This is a genomic window from Curtobacterium sp. PhB190 (genome assembly GCF_004365385.1).
GTDB lineage: Bacteria > Actinomycetota > Actinomycetes > Actinomycetales > Microbacteriaceae > Curtobacterium.
Map to the genome: position 1 here is coordinate 140,553 of NZ_SODN01000006.1, position 15,500 is coordinate 156,052.

15 protein-coding genes are annotated in these 15,500 nt (G+C 72.1%); 7 read left to right on the forward strand and 8 right to left on the reverse strand.

Translation table 11 applies throughout. From position 1 onward, the window contains the following. Window positions 1-32 precede the first annotated feature (32 nt). From EDF47_RS11520 to EDF47_RS11550, 6 genes are all read right to left on the reverse strand, one after another. The gene (locus tag EDF47_RS11520) at window positions 33-704 is read right to left on the reverse strand and encodes a response regulator transcription factor (protein ID WP_111086410.1); all 672 of its coding nucleotides are present in this window, start codon (window positions 702-704) and stop codon (window positions 33-35) included. 87 nt (window positions 705-791) lie between these two features. After that, a complete protein-coding gene (locus EDF47_RS11525; RefSeq protein WP_123339799.1) occupies window positions 792-2,117 on the reverse strand; it encodes a hypothetical protein in 1,326 nt (441 codons plus the stop codon). After that, on the reverse strand, window positions 2,114-3,271 hold the full coding sequence (locus EDF47_RS11530) for an ATP-binding protein (RefSeq protein ID WP_123294227.1): 1,158 nt from the start codon (window positions 3,269-3,271) through the stop codon (window positions 2,114-2,116). Before EDF47_RS11530 ends, EDF47_RS11525 begins: the two co-directional genes overlap by 4 nt. Window positions 3,272-3,512: 241 nt before the next feature. Further along, complete coding sequence (locus tag EDF47_RS11535; protein WP_133937105.1) at window positions 3,513-4,715, reverse strand: homoserine O-acetyltransferase; 1,203 nt, start codon at window positions 4,713-4,715, stop codon at window positions 3,513-3,515. Window positions 4,716-4,986: 271 nt separating this feature from the next. Continuing rightward, window positions 4,987-6,318, reverse strand: a complete 1,332-nt coding sequence (locus tag EDF47_RS11540) for a bifunctional o-acetylhomoserine/o-acetylserine sulfhydrylase (protein ID WP_111086406.1) — start codon at window positions 6,316-6,318, stop codon at window positions 4,987-4,989. Window positions 6,319-6,597: 279 nt separating this feature from the next. Next, window positions 6,598-7,686 (reverse strand): acyltransferase family protein, encoded by a 1,089-nt coding sequence (locus tag EDF47_RS11550; protein ID WP_123937729.1) that lies wholly within the window; start codon window positions 7,684-7,686, stop codon window positions 6,598-6,600. Window positions 7,687-7,829: 143 nt separating this feature from the next. Here EDF47_RS11550 and EDF47_RS11555 point away from each other — a divergent pair, with 143 nt between their 5' ends. The 5 genes from EDF47_RS11555 to EDF47_RS11575 all read left to right on the forward strand — a co-directional run bounded on the left by EDF47_RS11555 (window position 7,830) and on the right by EDF47_RS11575 (window position 11,223). After that, the gene (locus EDF47_RS11555; RefSeq protein WP_133937103.1) at window positions 7,830-8,603 is read left to right on the forward strand and encodes an SDR family oxidoreductase; all 774 of its coding nucleotides are present in this window, start codon (window positions 7,830-7,832) and stop codon (window positions 8,601-8,603) included. Between the two features lie 69 nt (window positions 8,604-8,672). Beyond that, a complete protein-coding gene (locus EDF47_RS11560) occupies window positions 8,673-9,206 on the forward strand; it encodes a phosphoribosyltransferase (protein WP_173168683.1) in 534 nt (177 codons plus the stop codon). Continuing rightward, window positions 9,203-9,922 (forward strand): Type 1 glutamine amidotransferase-like domain-containing protein, encoded by a 720-nt coding sequence (locus EDF47_RS11565; RefSeq protein WP_111086446.1) that lies wholly within the window; start codon window positions 9,203-9,205, stop codon window positions 9,920-9,922. Before EDF47_RS11560 ends, EDF47_RS11565 begins: the two co-directional genes overlap by 4 nt. A 5-nt stretch (window positions 9,923-9,927) precedes the next feature. Continuing rightward, window positions 9,928-10,611 carry a uracil-DNA glycosylase gene (locus EDF47_RS11570; RefSeq protein WP_133937101.1) on the forward strand — a complete coding sequence of 228 codons (684 nt, stop codon included), beginning with the start codon at window positions 9,928-9,930 and terminating at the stop codon, window positions 10,609-10,611. Window positions 10,612-10,620: 9 nt separating this feature from the next. Beyond that, window positions 10,621-11,223, forward strand: a complete 603-nt coding sequence (locus EDF47_RS11575; RefSeq protein WP_123294233.1) for a GNAT family N-acetyltransferase — start codon at window positions 10,621-10,623, stop codon at window positions 11,221-11,223. A 352-nt stretch (window positions 11,224-11,575) separates the two neighbouring features. Here the strand turns inward: EDF47_RS11575 and EDF47_RS11580 are convergent, their stop codons facing one another. Further along, complete coding sequence (locus EDF47_RS11580) at window positions 11,576-12,274, reverse strand: FCD domain-containing protein (RefSeq protein ID WP_131846445.1); 699 nt, start codon at window positions 12,272-12,274, stop codon at window positions 11,576-11,578. Between the two features lie 206 nt (window positions 12,275-12,480). Between EDF47_RS11580 and EDF47_RS11585 the strand changes: the two genes are divergently transcribed. Both EDF47_RS11585 and EDF47_RS11590 read left to right on the forward strand, forming a co-directional pair. Continuing rightward, entirely contained in the window at window positions 12,481-14,031 is a 1,551-nt protein-coding gene (locus EDF47_RS11585) for an SLC13 family permease (protein ID WP_208320946.1), read from the forward strand. After that, window positions 14,028-14,555 (forward strand): gluconokinase, encoded by a 528-nt coding sequence (locus tag EDF47_RS11590; protein ID WP_133937099.1) that lies wholly within the window; start codon window positions 14,028-14,030, stop codon window positions 14,553-14,555. Before EDF47_RS11585 ends, EDF47_RS11590 begins: the two co-directional genes overlap by 4 nt. Here EDF47_RS11590 and EDF47_RS11595 read toward each other — a convergent pair. Then, window positions 14,552-15,466, reverse strand: coding sequence for a L,D-transpeptidase (locus EDF47_RS11595; protein ID WP_133937097.1), 915 nt, complete (start codon window positions 15,464-15,466; stop codon window positions 14,552-14,554). The two genes, EDF47_RS11590 and EDF47_RS11595, sit on opposite strands and share 4 nt — an antisense overlap. Window positions 15,467-15,500 lie beyond the last annotated feature (34 nt).

The following is a 15,500-nucleotide window of genomic DNA, read 5'->3' on the forward strand; positions in this document are numbered from 1 at the left end:
TGTGCTCACGAAGCGAGTGCGCGCGCGCCGCGCTACAGGCCCAGCGGGCCGCCGTCCTGCACGATGATGCCGTCGGTGATCGCCCGCTTCCGGAGCGCCACCTTCGTGCCCACGTCGAAGCCCGCGACGCGGTACTTCTCGCGGATGCGCTTGAGGTAACTCTTCGCGGTCTCCTCGGAGATGCCGAGCTGGTACGCGACGCTCTTCACGGGCTCGCCACCGCCGTACAGGGCCATCACGCGGCGCTCCTGGGCGCTGAGCTTCGGGACGCCACCGACGTCGCCGCTGTTGATGGCCAGGTCGAGCTCGGCGGAGACGTACTGCTCGCCGCGCTGGGCGGAGCGGATCGCCTCGACGATCATGTCGGCGTCCTCGCTCTTCACCAGGTAGCCGAGTGCGCCGGCCGCCAGGGCCTCGCGCACGACGTTCGGCTCCGAGTAGGTGCTCATCACGACGGTCTTCACACCGGCGGTCTTGAGCGTCGAGATCTTCAGCGACACCGGGATGGAGTCCTTGAGGTCCAGGTCGAGCAGCACCACGTCCACCGGGAACGCCGGGCTCGTCAGGAGCTCGGGCCAGGTCGTGACCGCGGCCACCAACGTGATGTCGTCGGCGGCGCTCCGGATCCACTCCGTGAGCGCGCCGAGGAGCATCCTGTGGTCGTCGACCAGTGCGAGTCGGATGGGTTCCTCTGGAGTCGCCATGCGGGCGTCCTTTCTCGGGGGCAGTTCGTGCCCGATCCTAGGAGGGAGGGGCACGTGGCACGGGCAGGCTGTCCGGGTGTCCGGCAGCTACATCGACGGATGTCGGTCCACGACGCAGTGGGCGACGATGTGGAGCGCGCCGTCGCGGACGGTCTCGGTGTACGGACCGATGCGCTGCAGGGCACTCCAGGCGGTGGGGCCGAGGCGTCGGCGCTGGACGCCGCGGGACTCGATCACGACCGGCACGTCCATCCGCTCGTCGGTGACGGGGTGGCCGTCGGACCCGACCGGGCCGAGCGTGACCGAGACGACCGGCAGGCCTGGGGTGGCGGTGCGGCCGTCGCCGACCATCTGCCACAGAGCCTGCAGCAGTCCGTCGCGCTGGGCGGGCGAGAGGTGTCCGGCGAGGGCGCCCGGATCGGCGACGCTCACCGAACGCCCGAGGTGGTCGGACTCCGTGATCGCGTGGTAGAGCCAGGTCTCGCGTCGGCCCTCGATGAGGTGCAGGCGGAGCTCGGTCGCGAGTGAGGCCGCGACGGAGCTCGAGGCGTCCGACAGCGGCAGGGGATCGGTGCCGTTCGCGACGGCGTCGAGCAGCTTCTCGGCGGCCAGGTCGAGTCGGGCGAGCTCGTCCGAGGCGAGCATGCCGACGGCGAACTGCGGCGCCTGCACGTTGCTCTGCACGAGCACCCGGTCGAGTTCCCGCTGCACGAGCTGCCGGAACCGCTGCACGACGTACAGGGCGATCGACGGCGGCACGACGACCAGGGCCAGCAGGGACACGATGCCCGGCAGCGTGTCGTTGGTGATCGGGGTCGACGCGACGCTCATGCCGACGAAGGCCAGACCGAGGACCGCGATGGCCGCGGCGACCTCGCGGGCGGGTCGGAGCGTCGCGATCGGCAACAGGGCGAACCCGGCGGCGATCGACGCCGACGCCGTGTGCGCGATGTCGTGCTCGGGCCAGATGCCGATGAAGTCGAGGGTCACGACGCAGGCGAGCACGACGCAGATCAGCACGAAGGCCAGCCCGGTCAACCGCTCGCCGTAAGTCAGCACGCTCAGGCCGACACCGACCGCGGCGACGATGTAGAGCATCCAGGCGGCTGCGGGCAACCACGGGTCGGAGAAGTCGGACCAGCGGACCAGGAAGTACACGATGCCGGAGACGGCCTCGATCGCGGTGAGCACCGCGGCGCCGAGGCCGAGGTACCCGGCTCCGAGCGAGGCACCGGGCTTGGCGGCCTGGCGGAGCGACCGTGCGCCGGTCGAGGTCGAGGGGAGCCCGCGGGCCTGCCGACGCTCGCTGGTGCGGTAGCGCTCGCGCGCCTCGCGGCGGGTGCGGGGCGGCTGCTGGCCGGTCGACTCGCCGGGCAGGCCTCGGCTGATGGTGTCCTCGGGGACCCGGGTCATCGCGGTGCCTCCAGGACGACGGTGGTGCCGGAGCCCGGCGCGGAGAACAGCTTCGCGTCGCCGCCGACCTCGCGCAGGCGGCTCACGACGCTCTCCTTGAAGCCGAGTCGTTCGGCGCTGACGGTGGTCAGGTCGAACCCGACGCCGGAGTCCGTGACCATGGCCCGCACCATGTCGTTGTCGTGGACGATCGTGACGTGCGCCTCGCCGACACCGGCGTGCCGGCGGACGTTCTCGAGGCACTCGCCCAGCGCCAGCAGGAAGGCGTCGAGCACGTGCGACGGCAGCAGCACCTGGCCGGTGCCGTGCCAGCTGACCTCGAGGCCCATCCGCCCGAAGCGCTGCTTCACCGACTCGAGGGTCTGGCCGAGCGGCGACTCCTCTTCGCGGGTGAGCGAGTAGTCGCCCGACTGCGACGGCTGCGGGGTCGCGCCGAGTCGCAGGTGGCGCAGGAGTCTGGCGTCCTCGGCGGCCTGCTCGCGCATGGCCTGCTCGGAGACCCCGACGCCGGAGTGGGCGAGGAGCGTGAGCGTCGCGAGGACCGTGTCGTGCAGCAGCCGAGCACCCTGCCGCCGCTGCGCCTCGGTCTCGCTGGCCTGGCGTTCAGCGCGGTGCGCGGTGCCGATGCTGTAGATCCGTCGGGCGACGCGGGGGATGCTGCGCGAGATCCACACGGCCACGACCGCGATGAGCACCCAGCCGAGCAGGGCGCCGCTGACGGGCGTCGACAGGAGCCCGCCGGTGGCCCACACCATCACGACGACGACGATCGCGCCGGTGCCGATCGTGAGTCCGAGGCCGAACGGCTGGCCGCGCTGCGCCATCAGCGGGGCGGACAGCGAGCCGCCCGCGAGCGGCATGACGGCGCTGGCGACGAGCGGGCGGACCGACTCGTCCACGCCGGAGAACAGCAGCGCGAGCGAGGCGAGGCCCGTGACGAGGATCGCGGCGGTCCACCACACGGTGCCACTGCGCCCGAAGAACACGAACGCGGCGACCATCGCGGCGATGCACAGCAGGGCGCCCACGAGCGGCAGGGCGGAGACCGCGGCGGCGGAGACCACGCCGACGACGCTGATGAGCGCGCAGACGATGCCCACGACACGGGTCGTCGCCCGCAGCAAGCGGTCGCGTTCCTGTGCGATGAATTCCATCGATGTCCTGGTTGGTGACGAGCTGGTGTGACGGGTCGTGCGGGGAAACCGAGCCTCGTTCAGTCCGGGCTCGCAGCCATCCAACCACGGGCGACACCCGTTGGGGGGTGTTCGGCGCGCCGTGCCGCGCGTGCCGCTGCCCCGGTGCGTGCCGCCGCGGGTGGCGTGCGTGCCGCCGCCGCCCCGGTGCGTACCGCCGCCGCCCCGGTGCGTGCCGCCGCCCCGGCGCGCCGTGTCGCGCTCAGCCGTCGAGCAACCGCCGCAGGTGCGCGCCGACCTGCTCGTGCTCGATGAGGAACCCGTCGTGCCCGAACTCGCTCTCGATCACCGCGGCCGTGTCACCGTCGAGCGTGTCCGGCACCCCCGCGGCGATCCGGTGCTGGTCCTCGATCGGGAACAGTCGGTCGCTCGAGATCCCCACGACGAGCGTGCGGGCCGTCACGAGTTCGAGCGCGGCAGCGACACCGCCCCGCCCGGCCCCGACGTCGTGGGAGTCCATCGCATGCGTGAGCGTGATGTACGACGACGCGTCGAAGCGCCGGGTGAACTTGTTGCCGTGGAAGTCGAGGTAGCTCTCGACCGAGAACCGCCCGTCGTCGCCGAGCGGGGACACGTCGCTCTGCCACGACCGGGCGAACCGGCCGTTCAGCTCGTCGGACGCCCGGTAGGTCATCAACGCCATCCGCCGCGCGAGCGCCAACCCGCGGTGCGGGCCTTCGCCGGCGTCGGCCTCGTAGTAGTCGCCGCCCGCGAACGCCGGGTCCATCTGGATCGCCGAGCGCTGCAGGGAGTTCGCCGCGATCTGGTCCGCCGTGGTCTGCGCCGTCGATGCCAGCACCGCCAGCCGCTGGACGCGTGCGGGGTGCGACACCGCGAACTCGAGGGCGTGCATCCCGCCCATCGACCCGCCGACGACGGCCGCGAACACGTCGATGCCGATCCGGTCGGCGAGTTGGCGCTGCACCTCGACCTGGTCGCGCACGGTGACGAACGGGAACCGCGAGCCCCACTCGACCCCGGTGGGTGCCACCGACGACGGCCCGGTCGTGCCCTGGCAGCCGCCGAGCATGTTGGGCGCGATCACGAACCAGCGGTCGGTGTCGATCGCCAGGCCGGGTCCGACGACGTCGCCCCACCAGCCGGCGGTGCGGTGCCCCGGACCGGGTGCGCCCGAGACGTGCGAGTCACCGGTCAGCGCGTGGAACAGCAGGACGGCGTTGTCGCGCGCCGCGTTGAGCGTGCCCCACGACTCGTACGCCACCCGCACGGCCGGGAGCCGCCCGCCGCGCACCCACTGCTCGCCGAGGGACGCGAAGTGGCGGGCACCCGGGTGGTCCCCGGGGCGCCAGGCGCCGGTGACCGGCGGCTTGCCGATGGTGCCGAGTTCGGCGCCGGGCACCAGGGTGGACGGCACGGAGTCCTCGGGGGTCGTCTGCCAGTCCATGGTGCGTCCAGTCTGCCGGGAGGCGCGGGTCGCCGCCGCCGTGTTACGTCACGCCCACCCCGTGGCCGGGTCCCGGGCCGCGCTCGCCGTTTGCGTGCGTGCGCATGTTCCGACATCGTGCGCGTTGTTCGACTCGTGGATCGTCGCACCATGCACACGCACCGTATGCGTGCGCAACGAGCGACGTCCCACGAGTCGATCGACTCGTGGGACGTCGCAACATGCACAGGCATCGAGCGCGCCGTGCCTCGGTGCCCGGGCGGGAGGAACGCTAGGCGCGCTGCCCTTCCTGCGAGACCGCACGGGCCGCGGCGAGCCCGGCCTCGAGGTCGGCCTTCAGGTCCTCGATGTTCTCGATGCCGACGGACAGGCGCACCAGGCCCGGCGTCACCCCGGTCGTGAGCTGCTGCTCGGGCGTGAGCTGCGAGTGCGTGGTCGACGCCGGGTGGATCACCAGCGAGCGCACGTCGCCGATGTTCGCCAGGTGCGAGAACAGCTGCAGGTTGTCGACGAACGCCTTGCCCGCGGGCACCCCGCCCTTGAGTTCGAACGACAGCACGGCGCCGACGCCCTTCGGCGCGTACCGGTTCGCCGCGGCGTACCACGGCGACGTCGGCAGGCCGGCGTAGGCGACGGTCGCGACGTCCGGGTGCTGGTCGAGCCACTCGGCGATCTCCTGGGCGTTCGACACGTGGCGCTCGATGCGGAGCGACAGCGTCTCGATGCCCTGCAGGAGTGCGAACGCGGTGTCCGCCGAGTTCGACGCGCCGAGGTCGCGGAGCAGCTGCACGCGGGCCTTCACGATGTAGGCGAGCTCGTTGCCGACTGCCTCGGCGAAGACCGCGCCGTGGTACGACGGGTCGGGCGTGTTGAACTCCGGGAACTTGTCCGGGTGCTGGGACCAGGCGAACTTCCCGCCGTCGACGATGATGCCGCCGATGACCGTGCCGTGGCCGCCGAGGAACTTCGTCGCCGAGTGCACGACGATGTCGGCCCCGTGCTCGAACGGACGGATCAGGTACGGCGTCGCGATCGTGTTGTCGACGATCAGCGGGACGCCGGACTCGTGCGCGACGTCGCTGACGCCGGTGATGTCGAGGACGTTGATCCGCGGGTTGCCGATGGTCTCGGCGAAGAAGAGCTTCGTGTTCGGGCGGACGGCGCGGCGCCACTCCTCGAGGTCGTCCTGGTCCTCGACGAACGTGGTCTCGATGCCGAGCTTCGCCAGCGTGTACTTGAACAGGTTGTACGTGCCGCCGTAGATCGACGACGACGACACGATGTGGTCGCCAGCACCCGCGATGTTCAGTACGGCGTACGTCTCCGCCGCCTGGCCGGACGCCACGAGGAGTGCGCCGCTGCCGCCCTCGAGTGCCGCGATGCGCTGCTCCACGACGTCGTTCGTCGGGTTCATGATGCGGGAGTAGATGTTGCCCGGCTTGGCGAGGGCGAACAGGTCGCGGGCCTCGTCCGAGTTCGCGAAGACGTACGAGGTCGTCTTGTAGATCGGGGTGGCGCGGGCGCCCGTGGTCGGGTCCGGCTGTGCGCCGGCGTGGACCTGCGTGGTCTCGAACCGCCACTGCGCGGCGTCGTGCTCGGTCATCTTGGTGCTCCTGTCCGGTGCGGCTGGTCGTCGGGTCGCCTTGCGCTCGGCCCGGAGGCGCGGCGCGACTGTGCGTCGGGTGTCACGGTACGCAGGTGGTCGCGCTGGTACCAGCGCACCCGCCTCGGGACGTAACGCGCACGCCCGACGCACCACGGGCCTCCCGGTCGAGCCTGCGCGCTCGTCTGACGGCGGCGACCACGGGGATCGGTCGCGGCCTGCCGCGACGTCGCGCGCTGCCGACTGAGCGCAGCGAAGACGACTGCTTGCGCGGAAATGTCAATTGTCGCGACGGAACAGCCAGCCGACGTTCGGTTCGAGCAGCCAGCGCATCCCGCGCCGCACGAAGGGCTGCGCGAGGAAGAGGCTCACCGCGCAGGCGATCGCGACCATCAGGAGCACGAACGGCCACGCGGAGTGCGGACCGGCGAGCACGCCGGACTCGCGAATCGGGTAGAGCACGAACGTGTGCAGCAGGTACACGTACATCGTCGCCGCACCGAACTGCGTGAGCCAGATGTTCCGGCGGGGGATGAGCACCAGGAACGACGCGGTCAGCAGTGTCGCGAGCAGCATCAGGCCGAAGCGGACGGCGCCGGCCCACCACGCGTCCTCGCCGAGACCCGAGTACGAGTCGTCGTAGAAGAACCAGTGGTGCAGGTCGAACTCCTTGAACTGCGGGATCCACACCGCGCACGACACGGCCCACGCGGCGAACACGGCGCCGGCGGCGACGCGCACCCGGACCACGGTGCGGCGCGAGGCCTCGTACCAGCGGTCGAAGAGCCCCCACTGCTTGACCTGCCACCCGAGCAGGAAGAACGGCAGCAGGCTGATCGCACGGGACAACGAGAGCGTGGAGTCGACGTTGTCGAAGTAGCCGACGCCGATGCTGAACACGACGGCCCAGAACAACGGCCACCGCAGCTGCGCCAGGTACGGCAGGATCAGCTTGAAGATGCCGAGGGCCAGCAGGAACCACAGGGTCCAGGTCGGCTGCGTCGGGTTGAAGTCCTTGCCGCCCTCGACGATGCCCTGCACCACGGTCCAGATCGTCTGCATGATGATGTACGGCACGACGATGTCGGTGATCGTCCGGCGCATGCGCTTCGCCGTCGGGGTGTCGGCCGACGAGAAGTAGCCGCTGATCACACCGAACGCGGGCATGTGGAACGCGTAGATGAACGTGTAGAGCGCCAGGGCGTGCTCGCTCGCCGTCGTCTGGCGCTGGATCGCGTGGCCGATCACCACGAGGGTCACCGCGACGAACCGCGCGGTGTCCCACATCGGGATACGGCGCGGTGCCCGGCCGGGTTCGAGCTGCGTCGCCGGGGCCGAGGGTGCGGGAGGGGCGGCATCCGTCGTCATCGTCGGTCACGTTACCGGATCGTGACCTGGGAGGGTCGGTACGGTGGGGACCGGGGCGAGCAGTCGTCCCGACACCGGGGCGAGCAGTCGTCCCGACACCGGGGCGATCCGTTGCCCCGACACCGACGCAGGAGGCAGATCACATGGCAGCACGGCGCGCAGTCGTCACCGGAGCGAGCTCGGGCATCGGGGCGGCCACCGTCCGGCTGTTCCGTTCGCGGGGCTGGGACGTGCTCGCCGTCGCCCGCCGGGCGTCGAAGCTCGAGGCGCTCGCCGCGGAGACCGGGGCCGAGGTCCTGGTGGCGGACATCACGAGCGCCGCCGACGTCGAGGAGCTCGCCGCCCGCGTCGCCGAGCTCGGCGGCGCCGACGTCCTCGTCAACAACGCCGGTGGCGCGTTCGGCTCGGCCAGCGTCGAGGAGTCCGACGTCGACGACTGGCGGGCCATGTTCGAGGTGAACGTGATCGGTACGAAGCGCGTCGTCGCCGCGTTGCTGCCGCACCTGCGGGACCGTGCACGCGACAGCGGGGGAGCGGACATCGTCACGGTGACGAGCACGGCCGGGTTCGTGGCGTACGAGAACGGCGGCGGCTACAACGCCGCGAAGTTCGCCGAGCACGCCCTGGTCGGCGCGCTCCGGCTCGAGCTGAACGGCGAACCGATCCGCGTCGTCGAGATCGCCCCCGGCCTGGTGAAGACCGACGAGTTCGCGCTCACCCGCTTCCGCGGCGACGAGCAGAAGGCCGCTGCGGTCTACGACGACGTGCCGGACCCGCTCGTGGCCGACGACGTCGCCGAGGCGATCGTGCACGCGGTGGAACTGCCGCCGCACGTGAACCTCGACCTCGTCACGATCCGACCGGTCGCGCAGTCGGCGCAGCACAAGCTCGCGCGCGGCACGCTCACGCCGCGCTGATCGCCTGCGCAGCGCCCGGGCGGTGGCCACGGGTCGCGGGCGCGGGGTCCCTGCCGGTACCGTGGACGGATGCCGATCAGCAGCGAACCCGAGCCCACGGCCCCGGCTCAGTCGACCGTGACCGTGACGAGCGGGCCCGAGGTGCTCGGATGGCTGGAGTTCGGTGACGCCGCACGCCTGCTCGCGAAGGACGTGCTGTCCTCCGGCTTCGAGCCCGAGGTCGTCGTCGCCGTCGCCCGCGGCGGGCTGATCATCGCCGGTGCCGTGGCCTACGCGCTCGGCACCAAGGAGTGCGGCTCGATCAACGTCGAGTTCTACACCGACGTCGAGCAGCGCCTGGACGAGCCCGTCGTGCTCGCACCCGCGCTCGACGCCCCGAGCCTCGCCGGCAAGCGCGTGCTCGTCGTCGACGACGTGTCGGACTCCGGTCGGACCCTGCGCCTGGTGGTCGACATCATCCGGAACGCCGGTGCCGACGTCCGCAGCGCCTGCCTGTACTCGAAGCCCGGCACCGTCCTCGAGCCCGACCACGTGTGGCGCCGGGTCGACGGCTGGATCACGTTCCCGTGGAGCGCCCTCGCACCGGTGACGGCCGAGTCGTGAGCATCCACCTCGTCGGCGGCGGACTCTTCGCCGCCTCGGACGCCGCAGCGCCCTTCCTCGCCGAGGCCACCGCACGCTCGGCCGCCGTCGGCCGGACGGTCCCGCGCATCGCCCTGCTCTCCGTCGCCGGCCCGGACGGCGGCAGTCCGTCGTCGACCGCCGACATCGCCGAGGTGCTCGGTGGTGCCCGCGCGGCCGAGGTCGTCGTCACCGAGGTCGCGGCCGGCCAGGTGTTCGACACGACCGTCCTGAGCGACGTCGACGCGCTCGTCGTCGGTGGCGGCGTCACCCCCGACTACCTGGGCGCGATCGCCCCACTCGTCGACCAGCTTCGGCTGCTCGTCGCCGACGGCCTGCCCTACCTGGGCTACTCGGCCGGTGCGATGATCGCCGCCGACCGCGCGCTCGTGGGCGGCTGGCGCATCGGCGGCGTCGAGATCTGCCCCGAGGCAGCCTCTGAAGGACTCGACGAGGTCGAACTCCGCGAAGGGCTCGGCCTGGTCGACCTGACCATCGACGTCCACGCGGTGCAGGCCGGCACCCTCGCCCGCTTGATCGCGAGCGCCGAGGCGGAGTTCGTCACCGCCGGCCTGGCGATCGACGAGGACACCGCCCTCGTCGTCGGCGAGGGCGCGCTCGAGGTCCGGGGCACCGGCAGCGTCTGGCGGGTCATGGCCGGCGAGGAGTCGGTGGCCGTCGCCACGATGGGCGCGTAGCCGTCGTGGAACCACGACCGCTCGCCGACCTGGTCGACCCGGGCTGGGCGTCGGCGCTCGCTCCGGTGGAGGCCGACGTGCACCGCATGGGTGCCTGGCTCCGTGACGAGACAGCGGCCGGCCGCACCTACCTGCCGGCCGGCGCCGACGTGCTCCGGGCCTTCACCACGCCGTTCGACGCCGTGAAGGTGCTCGTGGTGGGGCAGGACCCCTACCCGACGCCGGGCAACCCGATCGGGCTGTCGTTCGCCGTCGACCCGGCAGTTCGTCCGGTGCCGCGCAGCCTGGCGAACATCTACAAGGAGCTCAGCGCCGACGTCGGCGTGGCCCCGCCGGCGCACGGTGACCTGCGTGCGTGGTCGGACCAGGGCGTGCTGCTGCTCAACCGTGTGCTCACGGTCCGTGCGGGCGACGCCGGCAGTCACCGCGGCAAGGGCTGGGAAGCCGTCACCGACCAGGCGGTCCGCGCACTCGTCGCCCGGGGGACCCCGCTCGTCGCCGTGCTGTGGGGCGCGCAGGCCGCGTCCGTCCGGCCGCTGCTCGGCGACACCCCGGTGGTGGCGTCGGCGCACCCGAGCCCGTTGAGTGCGTCGCGGGGCTTCTTCGGCAGCCGGCCGTTCTCGCAGGTCAACGCGCTGCTGCAGGAACAGGGCGCGGCACCGGTCGACTGGTCGCTGCCCGCTCAGTAGGCTCGGCACGTGCTCGAGGAGGAATACCAGCGACGGCGGGTCCTGCCGCGACACCTGCGTGCCCGGCCGGCGAGCGAGACCGCGTTCGAGTACCGGATCCGTGCCGCCGAGGCGAGCGACCTGCCCGACGTCCGTGAGATCCACACGCACTACGTCCGCAACTCGTCGGTGACCTTCGACCCGTCGGCGTTCACCTTCGCCCGGTGGAAGCAGCGCTACGACGACATCCGGAAGCGCAAGCTGCCCTTCCTGGTGGCCGAGAACCCCGCCGGGCAGATCCTCGGCTACGCGCTCGTGGACGCCTGGAACCCGCGCGACCGGTCGAACCGGGTGGTCGAGGACTCGATCTACCTCGGAGCGGCCTCGGGTGGCAAGGGGCTGGGCCGTGCGCTCATGGAAGCCCTGCTCGACGAGTGCCGGTCCGCCGGGGTCCGCGAGGTCGTCGCCGTGATCGCCGACCGGCAGGCCGAGGCCTCGATCCGCCTGCACGAGCGGCTCGGCTTCGAGGAGGTCGGCCGGATGGGCAAGGTCGGCTACAAGTACGACCGGTGGCTCGGCACGGTGACGATGCGCCTGCGGTTGCGCGGTCCCCGCCTCTTCGCGCGCAAGTAGCCGGTCCGTCGTCCGTCGTCGTTCGGTGCGGTCTCAGGCAGCGCCGAGGTTCCGAGATCTGCGCATCTCGGCGTGCGATCGCGCGCGTTGTGGAACCTCGACGACCAGCGCACGGCGCGTTGTGGAACCCGGGCGGCTGTCGGACGGGAGGCCCGTGGGCGCGTTGCCACGGGCCTCCCGTCCGTCGTCTGGTCGCGTCTCGGGCCGCGCCGAGGTTCCGAGATCTGCGCATCTCGGCGTGCGATCGCGCGCGTTGTGGAACCTCGACGACCAGCGCACGGCGCGTTGTGGAACCTCGACGGTCAGCGCACGGCGTGCCGCCCCGCGCCCGCCCCGCACCCCGCACACCCCGTCAGGGCCGCGGGGCCTCCGCGATGAACTCGTCGCGCGTGACGCCGACGAGCGCCGTCGTCGCGGCCGCCGCGGCGGCCCCGTCACCCGCGACGAGCGCGTGCCCGACGGCCTCGTGGCGGAGTGCTGCCTCGCGCGTCCAGCGCGTGATGGTGTCGCGCGACTCCGACGTGCGGGTGCGCAGCAGCGCCTCGACGGTGCCGGCGAAGTGCGCGAAGACGGCGTTGCCGGAGCCGGTGAGCAGGGCGCGGTGGAAGCGGACGTCGGCCTCGAGGTACGCGCGGCTGTCCTCGCGCGCGCAGGCGGCGAGCATGTCCTGCGCGGCGTCGAGGACGGCGGACGCCCCGGAGCCGCCGGCGGTGAGCGACGCTGCGACGGGTTCGACGCCGAGCCGCAGTTCGAGGAGTTCCCGCTGCTGCACGAAGTAGGCGGGCGAGGCGCCACGCCACCGGATGACCGTCGGGGCGAGCAGTTCCCACGACCCGATGCCGAGCACCTGCGTGCCGACGCGCTGCCGGGGTTCGACGAGTCCGAGCGACTGCAGGACGCGGAGCGCCTCGCGCACGACCGACCGGGACACGCCGAACTCGTCCGCCACGAGCTCGGGGCGGACCACCGTGCCGGGGTCGAGCGCACCGTCGACGATGCGCTGCCCGAGGGTGTCGAGCACGTGGGCGTGGAGTCCGCGGGCTGGGGGCATCGTTCCTCCGTGCAGTACGGGTCGCGCGATCGGCGTGACGTCGGTCCCATCGAAACGGCAGACTGCGTCCGAGGGCGGATGGCGCGCGGCGGATCGTCGTATAGTCTGATTAATCAGATTATTGAGGGTCGGCTCGCGCAGCGCCAGCTGCCCCTCGACACGAAGGCGACGGAGCCGCGCGGCAGCGGCTCCAGGAAGGGGCACCGATGCCTCACGCTCCAGTCCACCTGCTCGCCCACCCCGTGGGCACGGTCCTCGCGGCCGAGGGCGGCGGCACCGAGACCGTCGACCCGTCCGGGCCGATCCCGCAGCTGATCATCGCGGCCCTCGTCGGCATCGTCGTGATCATCGCGCTCATCACCTGGCTCAAGGTGCACCCGTTCATCGCGCTCGTGATCGGTGCCCTGGGCGTCGGCATCGGTGCGGGGCTCGCACCGGACAAGGCCGTCGTGAGCTTCGGCAACGGCTTCGGTGCGACGATGACGAGCGTCGGCATCCTGGTCGGGCTCGGGTCGATGTTCGGCAAGATGCTCGTCGACTCCGGCGCCGCCGACCGCGTGGTCGACACCCTGGTGCGCAGGTCGTCGAAGGCCGCGCTGCCGTGGACGATGGCCCTGATCGGTGCGCTGATCGGCCTGCCGATGTTCTTCGAGGTCGGCCTCGTGCTCCTCATCCCGATCATCGTGCTCGTCGCGAAGCGCAGCTCCGTGCCGATCATGAAGATCGCCGTGCCCGCCCTGGTCGGCCTGTCGACGATGCACGCGTTCGTTCCGCCGCACCCCGGCCCGCTCGTCGCGATCTCGACGGTCGGCGCGAACCTCGGCACCACGCTCGCCTTCGGCATCGTGCTGGCGATCCCGGTCATCATCCTGGCCGGTCCGGTGTTCGCCCAGTTCGCGGCCCGCTGGGTCGACATCCCCGCGCCCGACATGTTCGGGTCGCGTGGGTCGGACTCCGGCTCGGCGTCCGGTCCGCAGGACCCCGCCTCGGGCGGACGGGAGGCCCGGCGCGGCCCCGCCACGCAGGACACCGCGTCCCTTCCCAACGGCAAGAGCGACTTCACGCGCGTCATCAGCGAGCCCCGCAGCCCGTCGTTCACCGTCGCGCTCATCGGCATCCTGCTGCCCGTCGTCCTCATGCTCGCCCAGGCCGTCCGCGAGGCCACGATGCCCGACGCCGCTGGCTCGTGGGTGAGCCTGCTCGACTTCCTCGGGTCGCCGATGATCGCGATCGGCATCGCGGCGATCTACGCGATGGTCTTCTTCGCGATCGGCGGCGGCATGGACCGGTCCGCCGTGGCGAAGTCGCTCGAGAGCGCGCTGCCCCCGGTCGCCGGGGTGCTGCTCATCGTCGGTGCCGGCGGTGGGTTCAAGCAGGTGCTCATCGACACGGGCATCGGCGGGGTGATCGCCGACGCCGTGAAGGACTCCGGCGTCTCGGTGCTCCTCGTCGCCTGGGTCGTGTCGGCCCTGGTGCGCGTCGCCACCGGGTCGGCCACGGTCGCCACCGTGACCGCGGCGGGCATCATGGCCCCGATCGCCGCCGACCTGTCCACGCCGATGACCTCGCTGCTCGTGCTGGCGATCGGTGCGGGCTCGGTGTTCCTGTCGCACGTCAACGACGCCGGGTTCTGGCTCGTCAAGGGCTACCTCAACACCACCGTGGGACAGACCTTCAAGACGTGGACGGTGCTCGAGTGCCTCATCTCGGTGCTCGGTCTGCTCGGGGTGCTGCTGGCCGGGGTCTTCATCCGATGAGCGGCGACTCCGCTCTGGATGCGAGTGTCCTGGTCGTCATGGGGGTCTCCGGTTCCGGCAAGTCGACCGTCGCCGCGATGGTCGCCGAGCAGCTCGGGTGGGACTTCGCCGAGGGCGACGCCATGCACCCGCAGGCCAACGTCGACAAGATGCACGCCGGTACGCCACTGACGGACGAGGACCGCTGGCCGTGGCTCGACGTCGTCGCCGGCTGGATCCGCGGGCACCTCGACGCCGGCACCCACGGTGTCGTGACCTGCTCGGCGCTGAAGCGGTCGTACCGCGACGTGCTGCGGGCGCCCGGCGTGGTGTTCGTGCACGTGGCCGGTGACGGCGCGTTGATCGAGCAGCGCATGTCGCAGCGGTCGGGCCACTTCATGCCGATGTCGCTGCTGCAGTCCCAGCTCGCGACGCTCGAGCCGCCGCAGGACGACGAGGCGCACCTGACGATCGCGGCCAACCGCACTCCGGAGGAGGAGAGCGCCGAGGTCGTCGAGCGGCTCGGGCTCGGCGGCGGCCGCTAGCTGAACCGGATCGGGGTGCCGACGGGCAGGGCGGCGAGGGTGCGGGTCATCTCCGCCGAGATCCGCACGCACCCGTGCGAACTGCCGGTCGGGTCGGGGTAGTAGTGCAGCGCCGTCAGTGCCGCGTTGCCGCCGTACGACGGGATCCGCGACGAGTGCGCGCCGGTCAGGATGATCGGGTTGCCCTGCGTGTAGGTCACGCGGGTGTCCACGTACGCCGCTTCGACGTAGGTGGCGGTGTCGGACGGTGTGGGGTCCTCGGGGGTGCCGAGCCGGGCCGCCTCGGTCGCGGTGACCTGGCCGCTCCGGGTGACGACGGAGACCGTGCTCCGGGCGACATCGACGCGGATCATCCGGTCGGTGTCGGCGACCGTGAAGTCGGCGGCCCGTGCCCAGGCGAACGTGGCGCTCGGCGCGTCCGGGTCACCGCCGTCGCCCGGGGTGCGGTTCCGGGCCGGGGTCGAGACGAGGAGCATGCCGCCGTCGACGCCGGGCGACCGGCCCCAGACGGCGGTGGCGGCGGGCAGGTCGATCGTCGACACCCGGTGCGACAGGGTGGCCACCGGGCGGGCGCGGCTGGACGGGCTGGCGTACAGGGCCACGAGGTCGTGCCGTGGGGTGGCTATCTGCCAGGTGTCCGCGGGGCGGACGTCCCCGCCGTCGAGCAGTTCGGGGACGACGCCGTCGTGGAACGCCAACGGCAGGGCGGCGAGGGCGGCGGCCGACGGTGCTCGGGGGACGGCCGCGAGCGTCGGGGTGGGGGTCGGCGTCGGCGTCGCGGTCGGTGTGGCCCGTGCGACGTGGGTCGGGTCGGCGTCCGGCCGGTCGGCGGTCACCCCGACGACGACGGCGGCCGCGACGGCGAGCGCAGCAGCAGCCCCGACCACGGCGATCCAGCCCCTGCGTCGCATCGGCATCCCCCTGTGCTCCTGGTCCAGCGTGCGC

What these genes read in the sequence shown, in the direction of transcription:
- EDF47_RS11520 (WP_111086410.1), bottom strand. Translation starts at nt 704, where the DNA reads ATGGCGACTCCAGAGGAACCCATCCGACTCGCACTGGTCGACGACCAC.
- EDF47_RS11525 (WP_123339799.1), bottom strand. Translation starts at nt 2,117, where the DNA reads ATGACCCGGGTCCCCGAGGACACCATCAGCCGAGGCCTGCCCGGCGAG.
- EDF47_RS11530 (WP_123294227.1), bottom strand. Translation starts at nt 3,271, where the DNA reads ATGGAATTCATCGCACAGGAACGCGACCGCTTGCTGCGGGCGACGACC.
- EDF47_RS11535 (WP_133937105.1), bottom strand. Translation starts at nt 4,715, where the DNA reads ATGGACTGGCAGACGACCCCCGAGGACTCCGTGCCGTCCACCCTGGTG.
- EDF47_RS11540 (WP_111086406.1), bottom strand. Translation starts at nt 6,318, where the DNA reads ATGACCGAGCACGACGCCGCGCAGTGGCGGTTCGAGACCACGCAGGTC.
- EDF47_RS11550 (WP_123937729.1), bottom strand. Translation starts at nt 7,686, where the DNA reads ATGACGACGGATGCCGCCCCTCCCGCACCCTCGGCCCCGGCGACGCAG.
- EDF47_RS11555 (WP_133937103.1), top strand. Translation starts at nt 7,830, where the DNA reads ATGGCAGCACGGCGCGCAGTCGTCACCGGAGCGAGCTCGGGCATCGGG.
- EDF47_RS11560 (WP_173168683.1), top strand. Translation starts at nt 8,673, where the DNA reads ATGCCGATCAGCAGCGAACCCGAGCCCACGGCCCCGGCTCAGTCGACC.
- EDF47_RS11580 (WP_131846445.1), bottom strand. Translation starts at nt 12,274, where the DNA reads ATGCCCCCAGCCCGCGGACTCCACGCCCACGTGCTCGACACCCTCGGG.
- EDF47_RS11585 (WP_208320946.1), top strand. Translation starts at nt 12,481, where the DNA reads ATGCCTCACGCTCCAGTCCACCTGCTCGCCCACCCCGTGGGCACGGTC.
- EDF47_RS11590 (WP_133937099.1), top strand. Translation starts at nt 14,028, where the DNA reads ATGAGCGGCGACTCCGCTCTGGATGCGAGTGTCCTGGTCGTCATGGGG.
- EDF47_RS11595 (WP_133937097.1), bottom strand. Translation starts at nt 15,466, where the DNA reads ATGCGACGCAGGGGCTGGATCGCCGTGGTCGGGGCTGCTGCTGCGCTC.